This window comes from Micromonospora noduli, from assembly GCF_003264475.1.
GTDB classification, from domain to species: domain Bacteria; phylum Actinomycetota; class Actinomycetes; order Mycobacteriales; family Micromonosporaceae; genus Micromonospora; species Micromonospora noduli.
In genome coordinates this window covers 92,723-118,979 of sequence record NZ_PYAC01000022.1, presented here as the reverse complement: position 1 = coordinate 118,979, position 26,257 = coordinate 92,723, and the positions used below count along the sequence as shown (strand labels likewise).

Genomic DNA, 26,257 nt, shown 5'->3' with positions numbered 1-26,257 from the left:
CCAGCCCCACCGTCCGCGCGGTAATACCGCCGGTGCTACCGAGGTTGATAGGCTGGCGGACGTGACCGTGAAGCGCTCCGTGAGCCTCCCCGACGACGTCGCGGACTGGCTCGACCAGCAGCCCAACGTCTCGGCCGCCATCACCGCTGCGGTGCGGGTGCAGATGGCACGCGTGCACCTCGACGAGGTGCTGCGGCGAGCAGGCATCGAGGTGACCGAGGCGGGTCGGGCGCGATGGCGGGAGCGCCTGGCGACGCCCATTCCGGCGGACGCTCTGGCCGAGGGACGCCGGATGTTGGGAGGCGCCGGATGAGCGATCAGATCGCTGTCGTGTTCGACGCGTCGGCGTTGACGGCTTACATCGAGGGCAACGTCTCGGTGGGGGAGTTGATGCTGGAGGTCGCCGACGAGGGTCGGCAGGTGGCCATCCCCGCGACCTGCCTGGCTGTCGCCTTCGCGAGTGTGGCCGACGAGATCGATGCCGCGCTACTGGCCCTGATGATGACCGCCCCGATGATCCGACTGCTGCCGCTCGACGCCGAGGACGTGCGCGACACCGGCAGGCTGGCCCGCGCCGCGGCCGGAGACATCTCGTTCGGCCAGGCCGCCCGTGCGGCACTCACCCACGAGGCGCACTACGCGACAGCGCAACCCACTGTGGCGGCGAAGGTGCTCCCCACCAACTGGAGCATCCTCAACCTGGCGTGACGGGTCCTCCGGCGACGCCTCCGTCGAAGGATGTACGCGTTGCTCCTGTCCACGGCCGACGCGGACAGGTCACCGCCGCCGGAGAATGATCTCGTGGCCGTTCTCCGCGTTGGTACGACATGACCCCCGAGTTGCTGCTGTCGCTGGCCGGGCTGGCGTTGATCGACAGCACCAGCATCGGCACCCTCTTCATCCCCGTCTGGTTGTTGCTCGCCCCCGGGCCGGTCAACGTCCGGCGAATCCTGGGCTACCTCGCCACCATCGCGGTGTTCTACCTCGCGGTTGGGCTGCTGCTGGTCTGGGGAGGCAGCAGGCTGGGCGACGCGCTGGGCGGCGCCCTGGACAACCGGGGCGTCCTCTGGGCACAACTCGTCCTCGGCGTGGGAATGCTGGCGCTCAGCTTCCGCTACGACGGCAAGCGGCGCCCCCGTACCGGTGGTGTTTTGCGCTGGCGGGACCGGGCCACCGCCGGAGATTCCTCGGCCCGCTGGTTGGTCGGGCTGGCGCTGCTCGCGGCGCTCGCCGAGGTGGCGACCATGCTTCCGTACCTCGGTGCGGTGGGTCTGCTGGCCACCTCGGGAGTGGGAGCGGCGAGCGTGGTGGCGCTGCTTGCCGGGTACTGCCTGGTCATGGTGCTGCCGGCGGTGTTGTTGCTGGGTGCCAGGGTGGCCCGCCCGCGACTGGTCGAGCCGGTGCTGGCCCGCCTGAACAACTGGATCGTCACGAAGGCGGGCAGCGCGTTGGGCTGGATCCTCGGCATCGCCGGTTTCCTGATCGCCCGTGATGCCGCCGCACGGCTGGCCCTGTTCGACCTGATCGACCGGATCGGTCGCTGACGGGCCGCTCGGGTCAGGCTGGCTGCTCCACCGTGATCCGGTGCGGCCCGGTGTAGACGTTCATGGTCCGCCCGCGCAGGAAGCCGACAAGTGTCATCCCCGCCTCGTCGGCCAGTTCCGCGGCGAGGGTGCTCGGGGCGGACACCGCGGCCAGCAGCGGCAACCCCGCCATCCACGCCTTCTGGGTCAGTTCGAAGCTGGCCCGTCCGGAGACCAGCAGCAGGTGCCCGGCGAGCGGCAGTCGGCGTTCCCGTACGGCCCAGCCGATCACCTTGTCCACGGCGTTGTGCCGGCCCACGTCCTCCCGGAGCACCACCAGCTCACCGTCGGGGGTGAACAACCCCGCGGCGTGCAGCCCGCCGGTCCGATCGAAGCCGCGCTGGGCGGCGCGCAACCGGTCGGGCAACTCGGCGAGCAGCGTGGCCGGCACGCTGAGCGGGTCCGCCGCGACCGGGAAGAGCGACCGGGTGCGTACCGCGTCGATGCTGGCCTTGCCGCAGACCCCGCAGGAGCTGGTCGTGTAGAAGTTCCGGGACGGGTCGGTGGTCGGTTCCGGTACGCCGGGGGCGAGCACCACGTCCACCACGTTGTACGTGTTCGGCGTCTCCGCGCCGGCGCAGAGTTGCGCGGTCAACACGTCGTCGGTCGACCGGATCAGCCCCTCCGTCAGCAGGAACCCGATGGCCAGGTCCAGATCGTCACCGGGGGTACGCATGGTGACGGCGAGCGGCCGGCGTCGGCCGGGGCCGGCCGCGCCGACCCGGATCTCCAGCGGCTCCTCAACGGCGAGCGTGTCCGGTCGGCGGACGGATCCGCGTCCGGTGGTCGCCGCGTCCAGGTCGATCCGGAGTACGCCCCGTCGATCAGTTGCCCGTCCCATCCCGCCATCCTCCACCCCACTCCAACCCCAACCACCCCCAACCCCGCGCGTTGATCATGAAGTTGTCCGCGCGTGTCGTCGGTGTGTCGAGCGACAACTCCATGATCACCGAGGCGAGGCGAGGCGAGGCGAGGCGAGGCGCGGGGTCGGCACGACCGAGCGCCGGCACGGCTACGGTGGCCGGATGGGGACGTACGCCGCCGTGGTGCTCGCGGGTGGGGCCGCCCGACGGATGGGCGGGCTCGACAAGCCCGCGCTGCCGGTCGGTGGCCGATCGATGCGTGACCGGGTGCTGGCCGCCGTCAGCGACGCGACGCCGCGGGTGCTGGTCGGTGCGGCCGACGCCGTGCCGTCGGGTGTGCGGGTCGTCCAGGAGGACCCGCCCGGCGGAGGGCCGGTCGCGGCGGCGGCGGCTGGCCTGGCGCTGCTGGATCCCGCCGTCAGCGTGGTCGCGCTGCTCGCCGCCGACCTGCCGCTGCTCACCCCGGCCGCGATCGGTGAACTGCTGAAGCACCTCGAGCCGGAGACCTCCGACACCGAACCGGCGGGCGGCCGCTCTGCTCCCGCGCCGCCGGACCGCAGCGGCTCTGCTCCGGTGCCGCCGGCCGGCAGTGGCCTTGCTCCGGCGCCGCCGGCCCACAGCGGCCTCGACGGCGAGCGGGGACCGGACGGGGCGTGCTTCGTGGACGGGGACGGGCGGCGGCAGTCACTCTGCGGTGTCTGGCGGGTCGCCGCGCTGCGGGCAGCGGTGCAGCGGTTGACGGTCGAGCGGGGCGGAAGTCTGTCCGGAGCCCCGGTCCGGGCGTTGCTCGCCGGTCTCGTCGTGCGGGAGGTGGCCTGGTCCGGCGAGGGCCCGCCGCCGTGGTTCGACTGCGACACTGACGAGGACGTACGCCGGGCGGAGGAGTGGGCGCGATGACGGTGATGGACGACTGGGTCACGGCGGTGTGCGCCGAGTTGGATCTGGACCCGGCCGCGGTGCCGGTGCCGGCGGTGCTGGACCTGGCCCGGGACGTTGCCCACCAGGTGCTGCGTCCGGGTGCGCCGGTCACCGCGTACCTCTTCGGGTTGGCGGTTGGCCGGGGCGCGGAGCCGGCGGACGCCGCGGCCCGGCTCAGCGCGCTGGCCACCGCCTGGCCGGTCGAGCTGGGTGCCGAACCCGCGGACCCGGCAGCCCCCTGACCGCCGCTGTCCGATCCCGGTCCGGGCTGATTCGACCCACGGGCGGCGTGGGTAGGGTGATCGTGACGGACGGAGGCGATCATGACGGCTGACCACCCCTCGGCGCCGCACGGTGAGCTACCCGGCGCTTCGACTGAGCCGCCGGAATCGATCCTGCTCGACGAGCCCAGCACCACCGACCTGCGGGCGAAGGTGACCGAGGCGTGGCGGGAGTTTGCCCGCGCGCTCGCCGTACGGCTGCGGGAACTTCCCGTTGGCACGCACCTCGACGTGACCCTCGACCCCACCGCCTCCGGCACCGGGGACGCCGTCTATTCGATAAGCGTCGACGTGGACGCGGACCGGGTGCTGTCCGCCCGCGCGGTCGGCAACGCCGCTCTGCCGGCGGGCTACCGGCTGGACCGGGGCGCGGTGGCGGACATGGTCGCGCTCGGTTGGTCCCCGCCCGGGGTGGTCGCCGGCTCCGGCGGTTCCTTCGGGCTGAACGCCACGACGGCCGAGTCGACCCAGGTCGCCACGCTGCTCTCCCGCACGCTGCGGGACGTCTACGGGGCTCCGCACCCGGCCTTCCTCGTCTATCTGGTGCACGACGCCGAGGGCGAGCCGTTGGCCGTGGAGCCGCTGGGCACCGCCCGCAGTGAGTTCGGTCCGGACGCCGACGTCGAGGCGGACCTGGAGGAGGCGTTGGCCGAGGCGGCCGCCGCGCAGGTCGAGCGGGACGACGTGCTCGACCTGGCCGAGCGGGTCCGCACCGTGGTCTCCACGATGTTGAAGTCGGACACCGACCGGTTGCAGATCGACTCGGACGGCGACATCACCATCCGCGCCGGCTCGGCGATGGTCTTCGTACGGGTACGGGACAATCCGCCCCTGGTGGACGTCTTCTCCCCGGTGCTCACCGAGGTGGAGCCGACCGAGCGGCTCTACGTCAAGCTCTCGGAGCTGACGAACCGAATGCCGATCGGCCGCCTCTACTGCGCCGACGACACGGTGTGGGCGTCCATCCCGGTGTTCGGCCGCAACTTCCAGGCGACCCATCTGATGCTGGCGGTGCAGGTGATGACCGGTCTCGCCGACGAGTTGGACGACCGTCTGCACGGCGAGTTCGGTGGCAAGCGGTTCTTCGGTGAGGGTGACAAGCCGGTCCGGCGCGACGAGTCGGAGCACCGCACCGGCATGTATCTCTGAGCCTGATCAGGCCACGTCCAGCAGGGTCTTGCCGACCGTCGCGCGCGCCTCGATGGCGGCGTGCGCGTCGGCGGCGCGTTCCAGTGGGAAGCGCTGGCCGATGAGCGGTCGCAGCTGACCGGCCGCCGCGTCCACCAGGGCCTGTTCGGTGTACGCCCGCAGCCGGGCCGGTGGCACGTCCGGTCGGACCACTGTGACCTGCCGTGCCGTGGCGGCCTCCGCCGACACCGGGGACCACTCCCCGCTCGCCAGCCCGAAGCTGACCATCCGGCCGCCCGGAGGGAGCAGGTCGAAGGCGGCCCGGGCCACCGAACCACCGACCCCGTCGAGCACCACGTCGACCCCGCCCACCGCAGCGCGGACCTGCTCGGCCCACTCGGGCAGCAGGTAGTCGACGGCCAGCTCGGCGCCCAGGCCGGGTAGCAGGTTCACCTTGCGTCGCCCACCGGCCGCGCCGATCACCCGGGCCCCGGCCCGGGCCGCGAGCTGCACCAACAGGCTGCCGACGCCGCCGGCTGCGGCCTCCACCAGCACCCGGTCACCTGGGCGGACGCCGACCGCCTCGATCAGCATGGTGGCGGTCCGTCCGTCGGCCAGCAGCGCCACCGCCTCGTCCAGAGCCAACCCGGCCGGCACCGCGATCGTCGCCGACGCGTCAACCGCCGCGCGTTCGGCGTAACCGCCAAAACCTCCGGTGGCGCTGACCGCCCGCTGCCCGGTAAGCGTCGGGTCGACGTCCGACCCGACCGCCGTGATCATCCCGCCGACGCCGTTGCCGGGGATCAGCGGTGGGGTGAGGCGGAACGGGCCGGGGTGACCGGCGCGCAGTTGCGTCTCGATGAAGGTGATGTTCGCGTGCGCGACGTCGATCAGCACCTGGCCGGGGCCAGGCACCGGGTCGGGCGCGGGGCCGGGCATCAGCACCTCGGGCCCGCCGAACTCACGTAACCAGATCGCTCGCATGACAGTCCCCTCGGCCCCGATGGGCTGTCTCGCCCACTCGGGGTCAGTCCATCTCCTCAACCGGGGTTGAGGTCAAGAGGTGCCGGCGGACGGGCCGACGCCGGGCGATTCGACCAGCCGGGAGAGCACGATGGTGCTGCGGGTGGAGGTCACGAAGGACTCGGCGCGCAGCCGCTCCAGGGCCGCCTCCAGGTGGGCGATGTCGGCGGCGCGCAGGTGCACGAGCGCGTCCGCCTCCCCGGAGACGGTGTACGCGCCGACCACCTCGGGGTGTCGGCGGGCGGCGACGCCGATCTGCGCCGGGGTGGTCCGGCCGGCGCAGAACAACTCGACGAAGGCCTCCGTGGTCCAGCCGACGGCGGCCGGGTCAACGACGGCCGTGAATCCCCTGATGACGCCGGTGGCGCGCAGCCGGTCGACGCGACGCTTGACCGCTGGGGCGGAGAGTGACACCCGGGCACCGATGTCGGCGTAGGACGCACGGGCGTCCGCGACGAGTAACGCAATGATCCGCTGGTCTACCGCGTCTATCTGCAACGTTCCGCCTCTGGGAAGCAACGCTTGTGGCTGTTTTCAAAGTTCTACGGTACCTACTCTTGGTGACCGTGAACCAGCAGCGTTTCCCGCGAAAGCGGACATATCTCATGTGCTCGCCGGAGTACTTCGCGGTCGAGTACGCGATCAACCCGTGGATGGACGTGACCACCCCGGTCGACCGGGACCTGGCCGTCAAGCAGTGGGACCGGCTGCGCGAGACGCTTGTCGGCCTCGGCCACGAGGTGCACCTGCTCACCGCCGAGCAGGGCCTGCCCGACATGGTCTACGCCGCCAACGGCGGCTTCGTCGTGGACGGCACCGTCTACGGCGCCCGGTTCAAGCACGAACAGCGGGCCGCCGAGGCCGCCGCCCACCACGCCTTCTACGAGGCGCAGGGTTGGCGGTTCATCGCACCCAGCGAGACCAACGAGGGTGAGGGCGACTTCGCGTACGTGCCGGAGGCGCACGGCGGGCTCATCCTGGCCGGGCACGGCTTCCGTACCGAGATCCCCGCGCACGCGGAGGCGCAGGAGGCGCTGGGTCGTCCGGTGGTGTCGCTGCGCCTGATCGATCCCCGCTTCTACCACCTGGACGTGGCGCTCGCGGCCATCGACGACACGAACGTCGTCTACTTCCCGGGTGCGTTCTCGGCGGCCAGTCAGCGGGTGCTCACCCAGCTCTTCCCGGACGCGGTGATCGCCGACGACGAGGACGCGATGGCCTTCGGGCTCAACCTGGTCAGCGACGGCGCGAACGTGGTGCTCAACAGCGAGGCCACCCGCCTGGCCGGCAAGCTCAAGGCGGCCGGATACACCCCGGTCCCCGTCGAGCTGGCCGAGCTGAAGAAGGGCGGCGGCAGCGTGAAGTGCTGCATCGCCGAACTGCGGCACTGACCCGCGAACGTCTCGGGGCCGGCCTCCCACTGGGAGACCGGCCCCGAATCGTGCTCCGGGTGGGCGTCAGCCCAGCGTGGCCAGCTCGTTGATCAGCACGTTCGACATGACCTGACCGTCGCGCTGCACCTCGCGCAGGTACCACTTCTGCTGCGGGGTACGCGGCTGGTTGAACTGCCAGATGCCGCGCGGGCTGTCGATCTGGCCGATCTTGCCCAGGGCCAGGTTGACCTGCTGCGGCGTGGGCTTTCCACCGGTCAGCTGGATGGCCTGGTCGAGCACCTGCGCCGCGTCGTACGACGCCATCGCGTACGTGGTGGGGGTGACCTGGTACTTCTTGCGGTACGCCGAGGCGAAGACCCGGTTCGACGTGTTGTTCAGGTCGGCCGAGTAGTTCAACGCGGTCTGGATGCCCAGCGCGTTGTCCTTCAGGTTCTCCAGCACGGCGCCCTCGGTGAGGAAGCCGGGTGCGTAGATCGGCCCGGCGAACTTCTCACGCAGCTGCTTGATGAACTCCACCGCCGCTGCTCCGGCGAAGAAGCAGAAGACCGCTGTGGGCTTCTTGGCCAGCGCCTTCGTGATGTCCGAGGCGTACGTCGTCTTGCCGGGGTTGGAGGTGGCGTTGGTGTAGGTCACCGGGTCGCCGATCCGCGGGTCGGTCGCGCCGAACTCCTGCCGGAAGCCGCGGACCACGTCCGGGCTGCCGACGTTCTCCGGCATGATGATCGCGATGCGGCCGTTCGCCGGCAGCTGGTCGCGCAGGTACCGGCCCAGCGCCCGACCGGCCTCGTCGAGCACGTACGAGGTCCGCCAGATGTAGAAGACGCTCTGCAGACTGCTCGGTGAGGCGTTGGAGCCGATCAGCGGGACCCGGGCCTGCTCCACGGTGTCCCGGATGCCGACCATCACCGCCGAGTTGACCACGCCGGTGAGTGCCAGCACGCCCTGCTTGAGCAGGCCCTCGACGGCAGCCTTGCCCGTCTTCGCGGTGTCGCCCTCGTCGGCGGTCAGCAGCTCCACGGGGTGGCCGCCGAGCCGCTGGTCGTGCAGGTCGAGGAAGAGCTGGAAGCCATTGGTGATGTCGTCGCCGATGCTCTTGAAACCACCGGCCTGCGGCGTGATCAAACCGATCTTGATCGGGCCCCGGTCGGCGGTCGACTCGGCGTCACCGTCTGAGCCACACGCGGCGACGAACCCGGTGGTACCGAGCGCGGCCAACAGTTGGAGCGCCCGCCTGCGATTCATCTGCGACACCGAGTTCCTTCCAAGGAGCGTTGCAGGGCCGAACACAGCCCCACCGGCGTTCTACCTGGTCCGCGACGCTGCGTCAATGGCTAGTGATCATCGTGCAGGGACCGCAACACGACGAGGACCTGAGGCCAGGCGACGGCCTCGGGGTCGATCAGCCCGAAATGCTCGCATCCGGGCAGTTCAACAAGGGAAATATCGGAACCTGTGGCACGCGCCTCCGCGACGAAATCCCGGCTCATCTCCACCGGGACCTGATGATCGTCAGAGCCATGAACAACTACTATCCGTGTTCGTATCGGTACCAACATCCGTGGATCCGCCGTCGCGTACCGGTCCGGGACCTCCGCCGGTCCGCCGCCGAGCAGCGCGGCGACCGCGCCCGAGTCCAGATCCCGCCGGTACGCCTCGCCCAGATCGGCCACCGGGGCCAGGGCGAGCACTCCGCTCACCGTCGCCGGGGCGGTGCCCGCCACGTACAGCGCCAGGTGGCCGCCGGCGGAGTGCCCCACCAGGATCGGCGGGGCCAGGCTCACCCTGCCGGGCAGCGCCTCGGCTGCCAGCGCCGGCAGCTCGGCCACCCCGGTCAGTACGTCGGTCAGGGTGCCCGGCCAGCCACCTCCGGGCTGCCCGGTGCGGCGGTATTCCAGCTGCGCCACCGGGTAGCCGTCAGCGGCGAGGGCCGCGGCCAGCGGGCCGGTGTGCCGCCGGTCGTACTCGGCCCGCCAGAAGCCGCCGTGCAGGACGACGACCAGCGGCCGGGCTGGCCCGGTTCCGGCCGGGAGGCGCAGATCGGCCACTTGATCCGGGTGGTCCCCGTACGCCACGGTCCGGTCGGGTTCCGGTGCGGGCCGGGTCAACACGGCGCGCGGGTCGACAGGCATGGCGCGACGGTAGCGCGCCCCGCCCGGGTGGTTCGGCCCCGGTAGTCGGTCCCGGCCGGCATGGTTCGCGCCCGCTGGGTAAAGATGGACCCCATGACCGAAGCGCGCTCCGCTGGACAGAACGACGAGCCCGGCCCCGACGACTCCGGCCACTCCGGCACCGTGGTGGTGGTTGGCCCGGACGGCCGACCGATCGGCACGATGCAGACCGACGAGGGCCAGGGCGAGGACCCGACCCGCCTGGTCGAACAGCCGGCCAAGGTGATGCGGATCGGCAGCATGATCAAGCAGTTGCTGGAGGAGGTGAAGGCCGCACCTCTCGACGACGCCAGCCGCAACCGGATGCGGGAGATCCACGAGCGGTCGATCGTCGAGCTCAAGGAGGGCCTCGCCCCCGAGCTGCGCGACGAGCTGGAGCGCATCTCGCTGCCCTTCGCCGAGGACAAGGCCCCCAGCGAGGGCGAGCTGCGGATCGCGCACGCCCAGCTCGTCGGCTGGCTGGAGGGCCTGTTCCACGGCATCCAGGCGGCCCTGGTGGCCCAGCAGATGGCCGCCCGGGTGCAGCTGGAACAGATGCGCGGCGGCCGGCAGGCGCTGCCCAGCGGCCCCGGTGGGGTCGTCCCCGGGATGCCGGGCATCGGCCAGCCGGGCGGCGGCGAGGGTCACAACACCGGTCAGTACCTCTGACCTCAGTCCACCCCGAAGATCTTTTCCAGGTACGCCGCCACGCCGTCCTCGGTGTTCGCCGTCGTCACGTCGTCGGCGACCGCCAGGACGGCGCGGTGCGCGTTGGCCACCGCCACACCACGCCCGGCCCAGGTCAGCATCGGCACGTCGTTGGGCATGTCGCCGAAGGCCAGCACGTCCGCCGCGGCCACCCCGAGCTGGTCGCAGTACCAGGCCAGCCCCGCCGCCTTGGTCACCCCCGCCGCCGAGATCTCCACCAGCCCGGAGGACGACGAGTGCGTGGCCTCGGCCAACCCCGCCACCGCCGTGGCGATCAGCTCGGCGAAGGCGTCCGGGTCCTGCTCGCCGGCTCGGGCGAGGAGCTTCACCGCCGGGACCGAGAGCAACTCCTCCGGCGTCTCGATCGGCCGGATGCCGTTGGCGTCGGCGTCCCAGCGCAGCGGGTAGTGCGCCTCGTGCCGCATCTCCCGGCTGTCCAGAATCTCCACGGCGAAGCTGATGCCGGGCACCTCGGCCCGTAGCCTCCGGGCGACCTCGGCCAGGTGGTGCGGGGCGAGCGGGTCAGCCCGCACCACCTCGTCGGAGAACGGGTCGTAGACCACGGCGCCGTTGGCGCAGACCGCCGGCAGCGGTCGGGCGAGCTGGTCGTACACCATCTTGAGCCAGCGGACCGGACGGCCGGTGACCAGGACGACCGGCGTGCCTCGCGCGGAGATCCGCGCGAGCAGGTCGGCGGTGCGTGGGCTGACGGTGTGGTCGTCGCGGATCAGCGTGCCGTCGATGTCGGTGGCAATGAGGCGGGGTGTGTCTCCCATTACCGGGACAGTAGCCGGTCCAGATACACCGCCACCCCGTCGTCGTCGTTGCGCAAGGTCACCTCGTCGGCGGCGGCACGCAGCGCGGGGTGTGCGTTGGCCACGGCCACCCGCGACCAACCGGCCCACTCGAACATCGGCAGGTCGTTGGGCATGTCACCGAAGACCAGCACATCGGCCGGGTCGACCCCGAGGGTCTGCGCCACCACGGTCAGCCCGGTCGCCTTGTCCACGCCGGGCGGGCAGATCTCGATGAAGCCGAGACCGGCCTGGGTGAGCGTCGCGACCTGCGGCGAGACGATCCGGCGGGCCACCGCCAACAGTTCGTCCACGTGGTGGTCGGCGGTCCGGGCGAACGCCTTGATCACGTCGCAGGCGAGGCACTCGTCGCGAGTGCGTGCCTCAAAGCGGTCCTGGTAGGGCCAGCTCTCGTGGTAGTCGCCCCACAGCGGGGCGTCGTGCTCGTCGGACGCCTCGACCATCACGGTCAGTGGGCCGACCTCCGCCTCCAGGTCGGCGAGGAGCCGGGCCAGCACCTCGGCGGGGAGCCGCTCGTCGCGGAGCACCACCGGGCCGCTCGGGTCGCTCTGGTCGACCACCCGTCCGCCGCCGGCCATCACCAGGAAGTCGGCGGCGCGGATGTCGTTGCGGGTCAACTCGGTCAGCCGAGGGCCGCGGCCGGTAGCGCCGACCACCGGAATTCCGGCGGCGCGCACCCGGTCGAGCACCCCATGGGTGTACGCGGAGACGGTGTCATCGCTGCGGACCAGCGTCCCGTCGAGGTCGGTCGCGATCAACTTGGGCAGTCCCGGGCGGGTCATCGTTCCTCCTTCGCCCGCCGCCGTCGCACCTGCCGTGGCCAAGGAAACCGAGGCCCGGCGTGACGGCGGGCAGCAACCGTACCTCGCGGAACCGGTCGCATCCATGGCTTCCAGGCGAATCGGACGCCAACCCCGGGCACCCGCCAGATGAGCGCCCCGCGCTATCCCACTCCCCGCGCGATCTCGCACTCTCGGTTGCTGATTCGCGTGTTACGCACCCTTTGTCCGGACAGCAATTGCAAGATCGGCGACGCGAGGGGTGGCGAGGGTGGGTGGGAGTCAGGGCTGGGGGTCGGGGCGGGCGAAGGGGGCGGCGGGGGTGACCGTGAGGTCGGCTGGAGCGGGGAGGCCGTCCTCGATCGGGTCGGGGTTCCGGCGCCGGCGCCAGGGCCGTGGTGCTGGCGCGTCGCCGGGCCGGTCATCGTCTGGTGGCCCGGCGAACACGCCGGAAGGCGTGGCGGGGGTCAGCCGCAGGGCGGCCGCGAACAGCACACAGGCGACGAAGGCCATCACCAGCCCACGGCCGTACTCGATCTGAAAGCCGTCCTCAAGCGAGTAGAAGAAGTTTCGCTGACCAGGGTTGTCGAGGCCGGCAGTGGCGGCCACCAGCAGCACCAGCAGGGCACCGGCCAGGGTGAGGCCGGCCAGCCGGGCGTTCGGCCGCACGGCCGCCGTGCCGCGCAACGTCAGCGCCACGGCGCAGACGAGGGCGAGAAGCCCGACCAGGTAGCCGACCCCGAAGCCACCGACCTCGGACACCCCGGCGGGCACCTCGAACGTCGCGTTCCCCTCGGGCCCGCCGTTCGGCAGGCTCATCACCAGCCACTCACCGACGAGCGAGGCGACAGCGGCCACCGCGCCCAGACCGGCGAGCAGCAGGGGCAGCCGAGGATCCTGCGCGAGATCGGCCAGGGACAAGGCGAAGCGGCGTCGCGGGGCCCGCTCGTCGGCACCCCACTCGATCACCGCCGGGGCCTCGGATCGGTCGCCCTGCCGCGGGATTGGAAGCTCCTCGGACATCGGCCACCCTTCCGCCGGTCACGGACCTGTGTCGCATCATGGCACAGCAAGCTGGTGGTGACCGGGATCGCAGGGCTGGCGAGCGCGCCGGTCTGTCGCTCGGCGGTCGCCTTTCCGCTAGCGTTTGCCCCATGCCTATCCGTACCGCTTCAGCACAATGGCAGGGCAATCTCACCGAGGGCGCGGGCACCGTCCGCACCGGTAAGGGCGGCCTGTCCGGCAACTACTCCTTCAAGTCGCGCTTCGAGGAGGGTGAGGGCACCAACCCCGAGGAGCTGATCGCCGCCGCGCACGCCGGCTGCTTCTCGATGGCGTTCTCCAAGGCGCTTGCCGACGCGGGCTCGACGGCCACCTCGGTCGAGACCACCGCCAAGGTGCACCTGGACAAGACCGACGCCGGCATGACCGTGACCCGGATCGACCTTGAGACGGTCGGCCAGGTCCCGGGGATCGACGACGCGGAGTTCCAGAAGCTCGCCGAGGCCGCCAAGGCCAACTGCCCGATCTCCCGCCTGCTCTCGCCGGGTGCCGAGATCACCCTCAACGCCCGTCTGGCTGCCTGAGCTAGCCGGACCACACCGTACGTCCACGGAAGGAGCCTCCGCCCGGTCCCGGGTGGTCGCTTCTTCCGTGCATGTGCGGATGACGGCCATGGTCGTCCAGCAGGACCGGGCCGCGTGCCCCCGCGTCGGGCACAATGGGCGAGGTGCCGGTGGAGATGAGCCGTGAGCGCTTCGAGGAGTTGGTCGGCGAAGCCCTCGACGAGGTGCCCGAAGAACTACTCGGCCTGATGAACAACGTGGTGATCCTGGTCGAGGACGACCCGCCACCGGGAGAGGTCGACCTGCTCGGCCTCTACGAGGGGTATGCGCTCACCGAGCGCGGTTGGGACTATGCCGGCGTGCTGCCCGACCGGATCTTCATCTACCGCCGTCCGATCCTTCGGATCTGCGACAACGACGAGGACGTCATCGACGAGGTGGCGGTGACAGTGGTGCACGAGATCGCCCACCACTTCGGCATCGACGACGCGCGCCTGCACGCGCTGGGCTGGGGCTGAGCCCGCGCCGCTCGACCCGCCCGCGCCGCGCCGTCCGTCCGATGGCCGGTGCTTGCCGAGGTCGCCTACCGTCGGTGCAGCGAACGCGACCCTATTCAGGAGGCCCTTTCATGCGCAGCGAGCTGTTCTCCGCGGAGAATCTGGAGAAGGAGTCCGCGCAGCCCGGCATGCGGTTGCAGAACTCCAAGATGTTGAAGATCGAGCTCAACGGCGAGGCGATGGCCCGGGTCGGGTCGATGGTCGCCTACCAGGGGAATGTGCAGTTCCAGGCGTTGGGTTCAGGCGGGCTCGGCAAGTTCCTCAAGCAGAAGCTCACCGGCGAGGGCGTCCCGCTGATGAAGGTCACCGGCCAGGGTGACGTCTTCCTCGCCGAGCTGGCCAAGGACGTGCACATCATCGACCTGGAGCCGGGCGACGCCCTCTCCATCAACGGCAGCAGCGTGCTCGCCTTCGACTCCACCCTCCAGTACGACATCAGGATGGTCGGTGGCGCTGGGATGGCGTCCTCGTCCGGCCTCTTCAACTGTGTGTTCAGCGGCTACGGGCGGATCGCCATCACCACCAAGGGCACCCCGGTCGTGCTTAACGTGGACGCCCCGACGTACGTCGACCCCCAGGCCGCGGTCTGCTGGTCGGCCAACCTCCAGACCGGCTACCACCGGGCCGAGCAGCTCGGCCTCGGCACTCTGCTCGGGCGCCGCACCGGTGAGTCGTTCACCATGAGCTTCGCGGGTCAGGGCTTCGTGGTGGTGCAGCCGTCCGAGGAGCCGCCGGTCCTGGGCAGTGGCCAGCAGCAGCAGGAGGGCGGTCTGCTCGGCGGTCTGCTGAGCTGACCGGGAGTGGCGCGGGGCGCACCTGATCTGTCGAGCTGACGGCGGCGGCGCGGGCACTCCCGTTCTCTTGGGGGCGCTCCGCGCCGATCAGGTCAACTCGCCGGTACGCAGGCGGGTCAGCCAGGCCGCCGCGTCGGCGTAGTCGACGTCGGAGAGGCCCGCTGGTGCGGGCACCGGGCGTTCGCCCGCCTCGGCCCACCGGTGCCGGGGGTAGGAGCCTAGGAAGCGGACGTCGGCACAGACCCTGCGGAGCCCCTGCAACGCCTCGCCCAGGCGTACGTCGGCCACGTGGCCGGTGCAGTCCAGGAAGAAGACGTAGCGGCCCAACGCCTCGCCGGTCGGCCGCGATTCGATCCGGGTCAGGTTGACCCCACGGACGGCCAACTCCATCAGCACCGACAGCAGTGCGCCGACCCGGTCGTGGGCGATGTAGACAGCGAGCGAGGTGAGGTCGTCACCGGTCGGCGGCGGTGGCGGCCCGGGGCGGGACACCAGCGCGAACCGGGTCACCGCGTCGGGGTGGTCGGCGATCTTGTCGGCGAGTGTGGTGAGTCGGTGCCGGGAGGCTCCGATCGGTGCGCAGATCGCCGCGTCGTACTCGCCCCTGCCGGCACCGGCGGCGGCCGCGCCGTTGGAGAGCACGTCGACCACCACGGCGTCGGGCAGGTGGTCGCGCAACCAGCCTCGGCACTGGGTGGATGCCTGTGGATGGGCCGCCACGGTGCGGATCGAGGGCAGCGGGGTGTCGGGCCGTGCGGCGAGCACGAACTCCACCGACAGGATCACCTCCCGGGTGATCACCAGCGGCTCGCCCTCGGCCATCTCGTCCAGCGTGACGCCCACCGCGCCGCCGATCGAGTTCTCCAGTGGCACCAGCGCGGCGTCGGCGTCGCCGGCGCGGACGCTGTCCAGCGCCTCTCCGACGCTGCGGGCGGGCGTACGGGTGCCGCGCTCGGCGGCGGGTATGGAGCGCAGGGCCTGCTCGGCGAAGGTGCCCTCCGGCCCGAGGAAGACGAAACGTGTCGGCGGTGTTCCCGGCATGCCGATCAGCCTACGCACCCGGTCCGTTGGCCGGGCCGGCGTCGCAGGCGAGGGCGCGAATCCCGGCCGGGCTGGTGGCGCGTACCTCGATGGTGCAGACGTCCGTTCCGGCGGTGACCAGCACCGGGGAACCGGGCTCACCCCGGGTGACCACCTGGAGTTCCTCGTGCCCGGTCACCGTCAGCACTGTGAACTGCCAGTCGCCGGCGCAGAGCGGCCCGGTGCGGACCTGGACCCGGACGTTCGCCGGCAGCACTCCGGCCCGGCCGCGCAACAGTTGCAGCACCCGCTGGCCGGTCGGCCCGTTGCGGCAGGCCGTCGCGACCAACCCGGCGTCCGGGGTGGGCGTGACCGTACCGAGAGACGGCGCGGTGGTCGGCGGGGTGGCCGGTGGGGTGCTCGGACCGGACGGTGTCGGGGCCGCGGTGTGGGTGGGCACGCTGGTCGGCTCCCCCAGCCCGGGTGGGGCGCCACAGCCGGCCAGCGCCGCGACGGCGAGCACCATCGGCAGGACTCGGACGAGGCTCCGCGCCGGAACGCGGTCGGCTGCCCGGCCAGGAGTCGCCGGTGGGGGGTGGATCGTCGACCGCGGTGAGGGGGACGCGGGCGGGGGTGGGGTGAACGGCACGGGCCGATCCTCGGGACATCGGAGAATTCGTCGCGGCCGGGGTGGCCGAGCCCATCGTAGGGTGAGCGGCCGGTCGGGTGAAGGTCAGCCGGTGACGCGGTGCCCGGCGCGCTGGAGCGCGGCCGTGCCCTCGGTCAGCCGGACGGTCGGCACCAGCAGATAGTCGGTGTCGAACGTGGAGAACGTGACGGCGCTGACCCGTGCCTCGGCGAGCGGGTCGACCAGCGCGGCCAGGCTGCCGGTGCCGGCCAGCGCCACCGGGGCGGTGACCCGTAGGCAGCGCCAGGTCGTCTCCACCACGGCCTGTGCCGGCGCCCGGTCGGTCGGGCAGATCACGGAGATCCCGTCGGAGGTCCAGCTCACCGTCACCACGTCTGCGCCGCGCAGCCCGCTCGACAGCGCGTACGGCAGGGTGGTGCCGGCGGCCAGCCGGCACACAGCGTATTCCCCCGGCAGCAGAGCGATATCGAGCATGAGGGCACCCTACGGCCTTCGTGCGGGCTCACCCGGGCAACGCCGCGTGCGGCGAAGGACACACCGCGCCGCAGGTCAGACCTCGGAGAAGAAGGTGAGTGAGCCGGCGACGGTGCCGTCGGTGAGCACGGGGGTGGAGATCGCGTCGACTGTCGCGTCGGAGCTGTTCGCCGAGGCGGCCTGCACCCTGAGTAGCCCACGAGCGAGTCGGCCGGAGGAGAGCGCCAGCAGGGGCGGAATCTTGTCGATCTCGGCTTCGGTCAGCTCGCCCCGGTTGGCGGTGAAGTCGAGCAGGCGCAGCCCGCCATCGAGCAACGGTCGCCCGATCAGCCCGGCCGGCTCACCGAGACAGAGCAGCTCGCAACCGGCCGTGGAGATCGCCACCACCCGGGTGTCGGCGTCGATCAGCAGGCATGGCTCGTCGGCCCGGGAGACTGTCGACGACCATTGGCCGACGTTGTCGGACTCCGGCTCTGTCGAGGCCCGCGCCGCCGGCACGAACGCTTCCGAGAGCGAAAGTTCGACGTGGGCCACCGCGCCTCCTATGTGCACCGATCGACTGTCCACGCTAGCGGGTCGCCGACGGAATCACCGAGCGCACCTGGTCACCGGGGCGCACAGGGTGAACCGAGGCGACCGGTGACGGCGCGGAGACCGGTGAGGTGAACGGGGGGACCGGAGCCGCGTGGCGTCGCCGGTGACGTTACCGGCGGTGGGCCGGCTTGTCAGCGGCCGTTCGGCCCTCGTCGTACCACCGGTAGTCGGCGGTTGGACGGTACGTGCCGTTCAGCCAGGTGCCCGGGTGCTGCGCGACCCGGGAAAGCTTCTCGGCGGTCGCGGGGCTGATCCGGCTGCCGCCAGCCACGAGCAGCCGGTCCAGTTCCCGGTGGGTGGCCATCAGACAGTCCTTCGGAAGGCCGTAGACGCTGATCACGCCCGAGCCGACGAAAGTCAGCACCGGCGTCACCGGAACGGGCAGCCCCACCGCCTCGGAGAGCGCCTTGCTGGCCCGCTTCGCGTCCCGGCGGGACTCGGCCACGTACGGGGGCCGCTTGCCGTTGATCTGCACCACGTCTCCGGCGACGAGCACCCTGGCTCGGCCGTGGTCGGCGATGGTCACGGCGAAGAGGCCACTCGGCCCGATGGCGAGGAACCCGGCTCGCTCGTCCTGACCGCGGTCGAGGACGTCTGTCACGTCGGTGCGCGGCCACTCGATCACGTGCCAGGCGGGCCCGAGGTGGTCGAGTTGACCCAACGCCCGTGCCCCGGCCGCCTCCAGGCGGCGTGCACCCCGCTCGGCCCGACGGCGGCGGGCCCATTCGAGCGGTGTTGGACGGACCGGTTCGAGAACCCCCGGCGCCTCGACGCGGGGGTGTGGCACCGCGACGGGCGGCAGTGCCCGAGCGGACGGTACGGCTCGTCGTGCGGGAAAGACAGTCATCGCGACCTCCGGCAAAAGGTCCCTCGAAGTTATGTCCTCACTACCCTACGTTGCCACTACCGGTGTTCGGCAAGCCGGAACGCCGGAGTGACTGTGGATGAATGCCATATTCATCCACAGTTCTTTTCTCGGATGCCGCTAAACCCTGCCCTACGCTGCGGGAGTGACCCACTACGTCGACAGTGAAGTCGGGCGGCTCGGCACGGTACTGCTGCACCGGCCCGGCCCCGAACTGGCCCGGCTCACCCCGCGCAACAACGACTCGCTCCTGTTCGACGCGATTCCCTGGGTGGGGCGCGCCCAGGAGGAGCACGACGCGTTCGCCGCCGCCCTGCGCGAGCGCGGCGTCGAGGTGCTCTACCTGGCCACCCTGCTGGCCGAGACGCTGGCCGTCGCGGACGCCCGGGCCGAACTCACCGAGCAGGTGCTGCGCTCCCGGCGGCTCGGCGACACACTGCGCGCCCGCGTCGCCGACCACCTCTCCTACCTGGACCCGGCCACGCTGGCCGACGTGCTCACCGCGGGGCTGGCCCACGAGGAGTTGCGGATCAGCTCCGAGCGACCGGGAGGGCTGGTCTACACGCTGATGGACCGACACGACTTCGTCATCGACCCGTTGCCCAACCTGCTCTTCACCCGAGACTCGTCGCTGTGGATCGGCGACCGGGTCGGTGTCACCAGCCTGGCCATGCCGGCCCGCCGCCGTGAGACCACCCTGACCGACGCCATCTACCGCCACCACCCCCGGTTCGCCGGCACCGAATTCGTCTACCGTCCCAGCCTCGAGCACCTGGAGGGCGGGGACGTGCTGCTGCTCGCGCCCGGTGTGCTGGCGGTCGGGGTGGGCGAGCGGACGACCCCGGCCGGCGCGGAACGCCTCAGTCGGCAGGTCTTCGCCGCCGGCCTGGCCCACACCATCCTGGTGGTGCCGATCGCCCAGAAGCGCGCCACCATGCACCTGGACACTGTGTGCACGATGGTCGACGTGGACGCCGTCCTGATGTACCCCAACATCGCGAGCACGCTGTCCGCGTACACGGTGATCGCCGGCGGGGACGGCGAGGACCCGCGGGTGGACGGGCCGGCGCCGTTCCTGCGGGCCGCCGCCGACGCGATGGACCTCGACCTGCTCCGGGTCATCGACACCGGGCTGGATCCGGTCACCGCGGAACGCGAGCAGTGGGATGACGGCAACAACACCCTCGCGCTGGCCCCTCGGCTGTGCGTCGGCTACGAGCGCAACACGGAGACCAACGCCCAACTGGAGCGGGCCGGCATCGAGGTGATCCCGATCGCCGGCTCCGAGCTCGGCTCCGGTCGTGGCGGACCGCGCTGCATGTCCTGCCCGATCACCCGCGACCCGCTACCCGTCGCCAGCTGAGCACGCGACGACCGCACCCGCCGCCCGGTTGGGCGGAACGGACCGACCGCGCCCGTCGCCCCGGTCGAGCGGGACGACCGCACCGCCGCCCGGCTGTGCGGGACGACGGCCCCGGCTCAGCGCAGGGTGAGCTGGCGGCCGAGCAGCCCCTGACGGGCCCGGCGACCGGCGGCGTCGAGTGGATCGGTGACGGTGAGCGCCTCGGCGTACCGCTTGGCGAACTGCGCCACCGGCTCCTCCCACTCGGCCGCCGGGGTCTCCTCCGGCAGGTCCCAGACCGGCACGAGTCGACCGTGCGCGCGGAACATGCCGGCGAACCTGGTCTGCTCGCCGAGCGTCAGCGTGCCGGCCGCGCCGAGGCGGGCCAGCGCGTCCAGTGCGGCGTCCTCGTCGTCCGGCAGCACCCAGCGCACGTGGGCCTTCTCCGGGACCTGACACCAGTACGCGGCCTTCGCCGCGGTCAGCCGGACCGTCGGGTAGATGGCCGCGTTCGCCCGCTCCAGCGACGCCTGGACGGTCGGATCGTCGGCGGCCCCGGGGTCGAGCCAGAAGTCGAAACCGTCGTGCATGGTGATGTCCAGCGGACCGTCCACGAGAATGTCCTGCAGCCGGGGCCCGGGACCGGGCAGTGGCGGCACGGCCACCTGGCCACCCGGCTCGGCACGCAGCGCGCTGAGCAACGCGTCTGCCAGATCCCGCGACACGTCACCGGACTGCTGGTGGCGCTGGAGACCGATCAGCACCCGGCCGTCCGGCTTGGTGATCGCCGGGGCGGCCATGGGCAGGACCGTGGCGAGCGTCACCGTCCGGTCGCCGAATTCCTCGACCACTGCGGGCGCCAGCCGCAGCGGGGCGGAGGCGGCGGGCACCAGTTCGCGCAGCGCGATCCACTCGGACTCGTCGACCAGCCCGTCGAACGGACGCGGCACGAAGACGTCCCGCACCTTGTCGCGACGGGGGGTGGTGTCGGCGGCGGCGCGCTGGCTCTTTCGACGCTTACTCACGGCGTCACAGCCTAGAGCCCCGAGCGGCTCGCCGTGACCGGGACCCGCCCGAGCCGTCCTCAGCCCGCTGGCACCAGGTCGGGTCGGGGTGTCGGCACCCTGTCGAACTCCGCCCAGACGCGCTGGCCCATGCCGTCCTGCTCGACGCCCCAACGGGTGGCCAGGCCGGCCACGATGTGCAGCCCTCGCCCGTCCGCCGCGTCCGGGCTGGCCGTCCGGAGCCGTGGCCCGGCGCTCGCACTGCCGCCGTCGGTGACCCGCAGCTGGATCAGTGCGCCCTCGGCCGAGGGCCGCAGCTGCCAGGCAACCCGGATCACGCCGCCGGGCAGCGGTCTGGCGTGCCGCACCGCGTTGCCCACCAGCTCCGCGAGCACCGCGATCAGGTCCGCGAGGAGCGTCGGGGGTACGACGTCCGCCAGCTCGGCGGCGAGCCGGTGTCGGGCCAGCCGTGCCCCGCCCGGGTGGTGGGGAACCACCACGCACCAGGCTCGATCCCTCGTTGCCGCTGCCACCGTCGCCTCCACGTCGCGCCACCCCTGGTCAACCGCGTGGTAGCCGCACCTCTGCGACCGTACCGCCGCCGGTCCTCGGACGTAGGGATACCCATCCATTCTGCTGTTCAACGATCCGGCGGACGAGATAGAGGCCGAGCCCGGCCCCCGGGTAGCCGCGACGGTCGCCGGACTCGCCCTGCCAGAACCGGTCGAACGCCCGTTCCACGTGCTCGGGTCGGATGCCGATGCCCTGGTCGCTGACCCGGAACGCCACCAGGTGACCGTCGCCCGAGGCGGTGATTTCGATGGGAGAACCAGGTGCCGAGTACTTACCGGCGTTGGTCGTCAACTCGGTCAGCACCGTGGACAGGCTGGGCCGGTGACCGAGCGCCTTGGGCAGATCGCTCGGGAGGCGGAGCACCAGCCGACGGCGCAGCTCCGCCGGCAGGTCGACGACGGCGGAGCGCAGCGCCTCGCCGAGGTCGAACGGGGTGGGAGGGTCGTCGCCCGGCCCCACCTCGGCCGCCGAGCTGAGCAGACGGTCGACCAGCCGGGCCAGCTCGTTGGCGCGTTGCCCGATCACCCGGGCCGCCTGCCGTCGGTCGACGTCGGTCAGCGACTCCCAGTGGTCGGTGAGGGTGTCCGCGTACCCCTTGATGACGGTGACCGGGGTGCGCAGCTCGTGGCTGGTCACCGCGACGAACAGCTCGCGGTCGTGGTCGCGGCGCTGCTGGTCGGTGATGTCGCGGAAGGTGACCACCCGTAGCGTTCCCGGGCCGGGCAGGTCGCCGGAGGTGATCCGCAGCCAGCGGCCGTCCGGCATCCGGTGGTCCCGAACCTGCCCGGAGGGCGGCAGCGGGAACGGCAACGGGCGGCTCAGCGCCTGCTCGACCGTCCGGCCGGTGACCTGGGCGGCGGCCGGGTTCCAGAGCCGGACGTTCCCGTCCCGGTCGACGACGGCCAGCCCGTCGGCGAGGGCCGCCACCACCGGGCCGTCGCCGTGCACCGGCAGGCCACTCTGGTCGCCGTACATGTGCCCGATGCAGGAGGCGAGATAGCCGATGACTCCCTGCTGCTCGGCGCCCGGCTCCTCGTCGCCCGGGTAGAGCGCGTGCAGGCTGCCGACGGTGTGACCGCCGATCTCGGCCCGGGAGACGACCATCCGGCGCAGGCCGCTGCCGGCCAGTTCGCCGGCCAGCTTGCCGTTGAGGTCACTCACCCGCGCCTGACGCACCCGTGGCCCGGAGAGCAGGCAGACGGTGTCCGGGTCGTCGACGGCCAGTGGTCGGCCGAGGGCCCACTCCGCCGCGCCGGTCGCGGCGATGACGCGACCGCCGGTCGGACCGAACTCGACGAACGCCATCCCGGTCGCTCCGAGCGCCGGCTGGGCCACCCGGAGCAGCTGGGTGAGGACCGGTAGGCCCGCGTCCCCAGAGTTGATCATCTCGATCACGACGGTGTGGCCGGCGAGGAGAGCGGGGAAATCGATACGCTCCGGCATGTGCCGAGTCTGCCCCGCCGGCCCGGTTTTGGGCACCCCCGCCCGGTCGATGGGTCAGCGGTCCAGCCGGGCGAGGGCGTACGCGGGCCGGTCGGTGATGATCCCGTCCACCCCGGCGGCCAGCACCAGCTCCAGGTCGGTCGGCTCGTTGACCGTCCAGACGTACACCTGGTTGCCGGCTGCGCGCAGTGCGGGCAGCAGCTGCGGGCGGGCCCGGACCAGGCCGATGCCCGGCCCGGCGATCCGGGTGCCGAACGGCAGCCGACCCAACCGCAGCCAGGGCGGCAGCACCTCCAGCAACAGCACGGTGGGCAGCGTCGGGGCCAGCTCGCGCAGCCGACGGACCGCCAGCGGGGAGAACGACATGACGGTGACCTGCACAGGGTCGTCCGGCGCGGGGTCGGCCAGCCCGTACCGGCGCAGCAGGCTGACCAGTCGCCGTTCCACGTTCGAGCCGTAGCGGGACGGATGCTTCGTCTCCACCAGCAGTCGGACCGGCCGCCCGGCGGCGAGCACCGCGTCCAGGAGCCGGGCCAGGGTCAGCAGCCGGGTGTGCGACTCGTCCGGTGGCAGGTCGCCGTTCGGGGCGCTGCCCGGGTGCCAGGAGCCGAAGTCCAGGGCGTCCAGCTCGGCGAGCGTACGCGCGCTGACCAGACCGCGACCGTTGCTGGTGCGGTCGAGTCGTCGGTCGTGCACGCAGACCAGGTGCCCGTCCCGGGTCAGCCGAACGTCGCACTCCAGGCCGTCGGCGCCCTCGTCGAGGGCGCGCAGGTAGGCGGCGAGGGTGTGCTCGGGTAGGTCGAACGAGGCGCCGCGGTGCGCGAAAACCAGTGGCCCGCCCATTCCGCCGGCCTCAGATGACCTGGCCGGGCTGCCCGTTCGCGTCGACCACCGGTCGGCCGACCGCAGCCCACTGGCGCATCCCGCCGTCGGCGTTGCGCACCTGCTCCCAGCCGTTGTTGATCAGGTAGGCCACGACCTGGGCGGAACGCCCGCCGGAACGGCAGACGACCGCCACCTCCCGGTCGGTGGGCACCTCGGCCAGCCGGGCCGGCAGCTCCATCATCGGCAGGTGGTGGGCGGTGGGCGCGTGGCCGGCCGCCCACTCGTCGTCCTCCCGCACATCCAGCAGGTAGGTCTCGTCGGCGATCTCGGTCACGGGCACGGTGGGAACCTGGGGTCCGAACACAGGAAGCAACACTAGATCCTTGTGGCCCGGTTCGGCACCGACCGGGCCGTCGGCACCGTCACAACCGGGTCACCCAGCGGGGGTTTGCCTGCGCCCAGGCCGGTACCCGGGTGCCGCGGACCGCCTCGAAGAGCCCGTTGCCGCCGTTGTCCAGCACCACGTACGAGACCTCGTCGATGGTCTGCGGCGAGGAGGGCACCTGGACGCCGCGCATCCCGTCGGGCGGCAGCGCGCGCAGCGCGAGGAGCAGGTCCTCCAGGGGTACGCCGTTGGTGTCGACTGTCAACGAGCTGCCGACCGCCCGGAGCACCTGGTCCAGTTTGACGGGGTTGCTCCGCAGGTCCGCCCTGCCGGCGCTGTCCAGCATCGCCCGGAGCAACTGCTGCTGGTGGTGCTGCCGGTCGTAGTCACCGCCGGGCAGGTCGTAACGCTGTCGCACGTAGTCCAGCGCCTGCGCACCGTCCATCTGGTGGCAGCCGGTGGTGAAGACCCGGTTGGTGTGGATCGAGCGGACCTCGGTGTCCACGCACATCTCCACCCCGCCGAGCAGGTCGATGACCTTCCGGAAGCCGGAGAAGTCGATAAGCGCGGCGCCGTCGAACCGGATTCCGGTGAGCCGGTGCAGGGTGGCGGAGAGCAGTTGGGCGCCGGCCTGCCCGCCGCCACCGTGCTCGTACGCGGCGTTGATCTTGTCTTGACCGCCGCCGAAGCCGTTCCCCGGCGGGATGGCGACCAGCAGGTCACGCGGGATGGAGACCAGGTACGCCTCCCGCTGCCCGGCGGGGACGTGCACGATGAGGATGGTGTCCGAGCGTTGGTCCGGGCCGCTGTCGCCCGGGCGCCGGTCGGAGCCGACCAGGAGGTAGTTGAGCGGCCCGTCCAGGTCGGTGCGCTCGGTGCGGGCGTCGGCGTCGAGCAGTTGCTCCTTGGTCACCGTGCGGTCGTAGCGGTGGCTGAGCGTCTTGAGCCCGGCCACGGCGAGCCCCGCCAGCAGGACGAGAGCCAGGCCGATGCCGAGCAGGATCCGCGGCCAACGGACGCGAGGCGACCGGGCGGACGGTGTCGTTCCGGCCCGGCCTGCTGCGTTCCGTCCCCACCTGGACGTGACCGCCTCCCCGCAGCCGATACGTGAAACCTGCTCACGTCAGGCTACGGGCGGTGACGAGGCCGTCGCTGGCTTTCCGCGACTCCCGGCCTCACTTGCGGGTGGAGATCACCTCGGGGTGGGTGAAGACGAACTCGGCGAGTTTGTCCTGCTTGACGGCCTGGAACATCGCCATCGTCTCTTCGCTCAAGCCCTCGGTGTTGTTGTTGTTGGCGTGGAAGGTGCCGTTGTTGGTCTTGAGCATGGTCAGCTCGTTGCCGGTGACCCCGCGCATGGTGAAGATGAAGTCCTCGATCGGTACGCCGCCGGTGTCCAGTACGAACGCCTTGCCCGCCGCCTTGATCAGGTTGTTCATCTTGGCCGGGTTGGACAACATCCCGCCCTCGGTGGCCTTCTTGGCCATCGCCTTGATCAGCTGCTGCTGGTTGGCCTGCCGGTCGTAGTCGCCGTTCTTGAGGGACTTGCGCTGCCGGGAGTAGTCGAGCGCGGCCCAACCCTCCATCTCCTGGCAGCCCTTCTTGTGCACCACCGGGGTCCGCTGCTTGCCGGTCTTCTTGGCGTCCGCGTTCCACATCGGCTTGCCGTCGACGTACGACATGTGCAGCGACTTGACCTCCTGGCTGACACAGATCCGCACCGTGCCCAGGGTGTCGATGACGTTCTTGAAGCCCCCGAAGTTGATGATCGCCGCGCCGTCGAAGCTGATCCCGGTGAGCCGCTTGATCGTCTGTGCCATCAACTGGGCGCCGCCCTCCCAGCCGCCACCGTTTGCGGCACCGGCCTGGAACGCGGCGTTGATCTTCCCGGAGCCGCCGCCGTAGCCGCTCTTCTTGAACGCCGGGATCTGCGCCTCGGTGTCACGAGGGATCGAGATCAGGTACGCCTGGTCGTGCGTGGCCGGAATGTGCAGGATGATGATGCTGTCCGAGCGGACGTCGTCGGCGGCCCAGCGCTCCCGCGCGTCCACGCCGAGCAGCAGCATGTCGATCGGGCCGTCCAGGCTCGCACCGCCCTCGGCGTCGGACTTGCCGGCATCACCCAGCAGGTTGCCCTTCGCGATGCCGCCGGTCGCCTGCCCGATCAACGCCTTGCTGCCGACGATGGCCACCCCGCTGCTGAGCATCAGCACGGCACCGAAGACAACGGTCAGCCTGGCCCAGAGCGGGTCCTTGCGCTTGGTCCGCTTCTTCGACCCACCGCCACCCGGGCGGTCGCCGCCACCGCCGCCACCGCCGCTGCCGGGCGGACGCGAGCCCGGCCCGCCGCCCGAGGGGCGTGCCTGCACGGGTATGGCCGCAGCGACTCGACCGCTGGGGGCGGCGGACCCGGGGGTAGAAGGGCGACGACTGGCCTGAACCGGCATGCGTGCTCCAGCTCGTGATCAGGAGGGGGCGGCACCACTGTACGTACATCAAATCGACTTGGCGAGTTCATCCCGGGTCAA

Annotated in this window: 32 protein-coding genes; 12 read left to right on the top strand and 20 right to left on the bottom strand. The window is 71.6% G+C overall.

The features are described from left to right. Nucleotides 1-61 precede the first annotated feature (61 nt). From MED15_RS21810 to MED15_RS21800, 3 genes are all read left to right on the top strand, one after another. Nucleotides 62-313, top strand: a complete 252-nt coding sequence (locus MED15_RS21810) for a hypothetical protein (RefSeq protein WP_112583887.1) — start codon at nt 62-64, stop codon at nt 311-313. Next, a complete protein-coding gene (locus tag MED15_RS21805; RefSeq protein ID WP_112583886.1) occupies nt 310-708 on the top strand; it encodes a hypothetical protein in 399 nt (132 codons plus the stop codon). Before MED15_RS21810 ends, MED15_RS21805 begins: the two co-directional genes overlap by 4 nt. A 119-nt stretch (nt 709-827) precedes the next feature. Then, nucleotides 828-1,544: a GAP family protein gene (locus MED15_RS21800; protein WP_112583885.1), complete on the top strand. Its 717-nt coding sequence runs from the start codon at nt 828-830 to the stop codon at nt 1,542-1,544. A 13-nt stretch (nt 1,545-1,557) separates the two neighbouring features. On the opposite strand, the gene fdhD is transcribed toward MED15_RS21800, so the two are convergent. Beyond that, entirely contained in the window at nt 1,558-2,424 is an 867-nt protein-coding gene (gene fdhD / locus MED15_RS21795; protein ID WP_112736807.1) for a formate dehydrogenase accessory sulfurtransferase FdhD, read from the bottom strand. Nucleotides 2,425-2,608: 184 nt separating this feature from the next. On the opposite strand from fdhD, the gene mobA reads away from it, so the two are divergent. From mobA to MED15_RS21780, 3 genes are all read left to right on the top strand, one after another. Beyond that, the gene (gene mobA, locus MED15_RS21790) at nt 2,609-3,343 is read left to right on the top strand and encodes a molybdenum cofactor guanylyltransferase (protein WP_112736805.1); all 735 of its coding nucleotides are present in this window, start codon (nt 2,609-2,611) and stop codon (nt 3,341-3,343) included. Continuing rightward, nucleotides 3,340-3,606: a DUF6457 domain-containing protein gene (locus tag MED15_RS21785; RefSeq protein WP_112601342.1), complete on the top strand. Its 267-nt coding sequence runs from the start codon at nt 3,340-3,342 to the stop codon at nt 3,604-3,606. The genes mobA and MED15_RS21785 overlap by 4 nt, the downstream gene beginning before the upstream one ends. A gap of 81 nt (nt 3,607-3,687) precedes the next feature. Then, entirely contained in the window at nt 3,688-4,794 is a 1,107-nt protein-coding gene (locus MED15_RS21780) for a T3SS (YopN, CesT) and YbjN peptide-binding chaperone 1 (protein WP_112601295.1), read from the top strand. 6 nt (nt 4,795-4,800) lie between these two features. Here the strand turns inward: MED15_RS21780 and MED15_RS21775 are convergent, their stop codons facing one another. Both MED15_RS21775 and MED15_RS21770 read right to left on the bottom strand, forming a co-directional pair. After that, on the bottom strand, nt 4,801-5,757 hold the full coding sequence (locus MED15_RS21775; protein WP_112736803.1) for a zinc-binding dehydrogenase: 957 nt from the start codon (nt 5,755-5,757) through the stop codon (nt 4,801-4,803). Between the two features lie 72 nt (nt 5,758-5,829). Continuing rightward, on the bottom strand, nt 5,830-6,294 hold the full coding sequence (locus tag MED15_RS21770; RefSeq protein WP_030331732.1) for an Lrp/AsnC family transcriptional regulator: 465 nt from the start codon (nt 6,292-6,294) through the stop codon (nt 5,830-5,832). A gap of 59 nt (nt 6,295-6,353) precedes the next feature. Here MED15_RS21770 and ddaH point away from each other — a divergent pair, with 59 nt between their 5' ends. Continuing rightward, nucleotides 6,354-7,187 carry a dimethylargininase gene (gene ddaH / locus MED15_RS21765; protein ID WP_341866351.1) on the top strand — a complete coding sequence of 278 codons (834 nt, stop codon included), beginning with the start codon at nt 6,354-6,356 and terminating at the stop codon, nt 7,185-7,187. A 66-nt stretch (nt 7,188-7,253) separates the two neighbouring features. On the opposite strand, the gene MED15_RS21760 is transcribed toward ddaH, so the two are convergent. Together MED15_RS21760 and MED15_RS21755 are read right to left on the bottom strand one after the other, a co-directional pair. Next, entirely contained in the window at nt 7,254-8,441 is a 1,188-nt protein-coding gene (locus tag MED15_RS21760; RefSeq protein WP_112583879.1) for an ABC transporter substrate-binding protein, read from the bottom strand. An 80-nt stretch (nt 8,442-8,521) separates the two neighbouring features. Beyond that, on the bottom strand, nt 8,522-9,319 hold the full coding sequence (locus MED15_RS21755; RefSeq protein ID WP_112583878.1) for an alpha/beta hydrolase family protein: 798 nt from the start codon (nt 9,317-9,319) through the stop codon (nt 8,522-8,524). An 84-nt stretch (nt 9,320-9,403) separates the two neighbouring features. Between MED15_RS21755 and MED15_RS21750 the strand changes: the two genes are divergently transcribed. Further along, nucleotides 9,404-10,006: a bacterial proteasome activator family protein gene (locus tag MED15_RS21750; protein ID WP_091396749.1), complete on the top strand. Its 603-nt coding sequence runs from the start codon at nt 9,404-9,406 to the stop codon at nt 10,004-10,006. Nucleotides 10,007-10,008: 2 nt separating this feature from the next. On the opposite strand, the gene MED15_RS21745 is transcribed toward MED15_RS21750, so the two are convergent. The 3 genes from MED15_RS21745 to MED15_RS21735 all read right to left on the bottom strand — a co-directional run bounded on the left by MED15_RS21745 (nt 10,009) and on the right by MED15_RS21735 (nt 12,662). Further along, nucleotides 10,009-10,821 (bottom strand): HAD family hydrolase, encoded by an 813-nt coding sequence (locus MED15_RS21745; protein ID WP_091396753.1) that lies wholly within the window; start codon nt 10,819-10,821, stop codon nt 10,009-10,011. Next, the gene (locus MED15_RS21740) at nt 10,821-11,642 is read right to left on the bottom strand and encodes an HAD family hydrolase (RefSeq protein WP_112583875.1); all 822 of its coding nucleotides are present in this window, start codon (nt 11,640-11,642) and stop codon (nt 10,821-10,823) included. The genes MED15_RS21745 and MED15_RS21740 overlap by 1 nt, the downstream gene beginning before the upstream one ends. A 279-nt stretch (nt 11,643-11,921) precedes the next feature. Next, nucleotides 11,922-12,662: a hypothetical protein gene (locus tag MED15_RS21735; RefSeq protein WP_112601297.1), complete on the bottom strand. Its 741-nt coding sequence runs from the start codon at nt 12,660-12,662 to the stop codon at nt 11,922-11,924. 131 nt (nt 12,663-12,793) lie between these two features. On the opposite strand from MED15_RS21735, the gene MED15_RS21730 reads away from it, so the two are divergent. The 3 genes from MED15_RS21730 to MED15_RS21720 all read left to right on the top strand — a co-directional run bounded on the left by MED15_RS21730 (nt 12,794) and on the right by MED15_RS21720 (nt 14,555). Then, on the top strand, nt 12,794-13,225 hold the full coding sequence (locus tag MED15_RS21730) for an OsmC family protein (RefSeq protein WP_112583873.1): 432 nt from the start codon (nt 12,794-12,796) through the stop codon (nt 13,223-13,225). Between the two features lie 149 nt (nt 13,226-13,374). Further along, entirely contained in the window at nt 13,375-13,722 is a 348-nt protein-coding gene (locus tag MED15_RS21725; protein ID WP_181518411.1) for a metallopeptidase family protein, read from the top strand. 110 nt (nt 13,723-13,832) lie between these two features. Next, nucleotides 13,833-14,555 (top strand): AIM24 family protein, encoded by a 723-nt coding sequence (locus MED15_RS21720; protein WP_112583872.1) that lies wholly within the window; start codon nt 13,833-13,835, stop codon nt 14,553-14,555. Nucleotides 14,556-14,642: 87 nt separating this feature from the next. Here MED15_RS21720 and pheA read toward each other — a convergent pair whose 3' ends face one another. From pheA to MED15_RS21695, 5 genes are all read right to left on the bottom strand, one after another. Then, complete coding sequence (gene pheA, locus MED15_RS21715; RefSeq protein WP_091397560.1) at nt 14,643-15,596, bottom strand: prephenate dehydratase; 954 nt, start codon at nt 15,594-15,596, stop codon at nt 14,643-14,645. Nucleotides 15,597-15,606: 10 nt separating this feature from the next. After that, nucleotides 15,607-16,101, bottom strand: coding sequence for a hypothetical protein (locus MED15_RS21710; protein WP_112736801.1), 495 nt, complete (start codon nt 16,099-16,101; stop codon nt 15,607-15,609). 207 nt (nt 16,102-16,308) lie between these two features. After that, nucleotides 16,309-16,698 carry an ACT domain-containing protein gene (locus tag MED15_RS21705; protein WP_112724985.1) on the bottom strand — a complete coding sequence of 130 codons (390 nt, stop codon included), beginning with the start codon at nt 16,696-16,698 and terminating at the stop codon, nt 16,309-16,311. A gap of 75 nt (nt 16,699-16,773) precedes the next feature. Further along, nucleotides 16,774-17,232: a hypothetical protein gene (locus tag MED15_RS21700; RefSeq protein ID WP_112583869.1), complete on the bottom strand. Its 459-nt coding sequence runs from the start codon at nt 17,230-17,232 to the stop codon at nt 16,774-16,776. Nucleotides 17,233-17,401: 169 nt separating this feature from the next. Then, nucleotides 17,402-18,139 carry a hypothetical protein gene (locus MED15_RS21695; protein WP_112583868.1) on the bottom strand — a complete coding sequence of 246 codons (738 nt, stop codon included), beginning with the start codon at nt 18,137-18,139 and terminating at the stop codon, nt 17,402-17,404. Between the two features lie 163 nt (nt 18,140-18,302). Between MED15_RS21695 and MED15_RS21690 the strand changes: the two genes are divergently transcribed. Continuing rightward, a complete protein-coding gene (locus MED15_RS21690) occupies nt 18,303-19,520 on the top strand; it encodes an arginine deiminase (RefSeq protein WP_112601298.1) in 1,218 nt (405 codons plus the stop codon). Between the two features lie 116 nt (nt 19,521-19,636). Here the strand turns inward: MED15_RS21690 and MED15_RS21685 are convergent, their stop codons facing one another. The 7 genes from MED15_RS21685 to MED15_RS21655 all read right to left on the bottom strand — a co-directional run bounded on the left by MED15_RS21685 (nt 19,637) and on the right by MED15_RS21655 (nt 26,176). After that, entirely contained in the window at nt 19,637-20,524 is an 888-nt protein-coding gene (locus MED15_RS21685; RefSeq protein WP_112583866.1) for a DUF5926 family protein, read from the bottom strand. Between the two features lie 59 nt (nt 20,525-20,583). Continuing rightward, the gene (locus MED15_RS21680; RefSeq protein ID WP_225855275.1) at nt 20,584-21,003 is read right to left on the bottom strand and encodes an ATP-binding protein; all 420 of its coding nucleotides are present in this window, start codon (nt 21,001-21,003) and stop codon (nt 20,584-20,586) included. Nucleotides 21,004-21,064: 61 nt separating this feature from the next. Further along, a complete protein-coding gene (locus MED15_RS21675) occupies nt 21,065-22,519 on the bottom strand; it encodes a sensor histidine kinase (RefSeq protein WP_112583864.1) in 1,455 nt (484 codons plus the stop codon). A 54-nt stretch (nt 22,520-22,573) separates the two neighbouring features. Then, nucleotides 22,574-23,362 carry a glycerophosphodiester phosphodiesterase gene (locus tag MED15_RS21670; protein ID WP_112736799.1) on the bottom strand — a complete coding sequence of 263 codons (789 nt, stop codon included), beginning with the start codon at nt 23,360-23,362 and terminating at the stop codon, nt 22,574-22,576. Nucleotides 23,363-23,372: 10 nt separating this feature from the next. Next, entirely contained in the window at nt 23,373-23,708 is a 336-nt protein-coding gene (locus tag MED15_RS21665) for a rhodanese-like domain-containing protein (RefSeq protein ID WP_030487745.1), read from the bottom strand. 58 nt (nt 23,709-23,766) lie between these two features. Next, on the bottom strand, nt 23,767-24,684 hold the full coding sequence (locus MED15_RS21660) for an LCP family protein (RefSeq protein ID WP_225855274.1): 918 nt from the start codon (nt 24,682-24,684) through the stop codon (nt 23,767-23,769). A gap of 220 nt (nt 24,685-24,904) precedes the next feature. Further along, on the bottom strand, nt 24,905-26,176 hold the full coding sequence (locus MED15_RS21655; RefSeq protein ID WP_112601300.1) for an LCP family protein: 1,272 nt from the start codon (nt 26,174-26,176) through the stop codon (nt 24,905-24,907). Nucleotides 26,177-26,257: the final 81 nt, after the last annotated feature.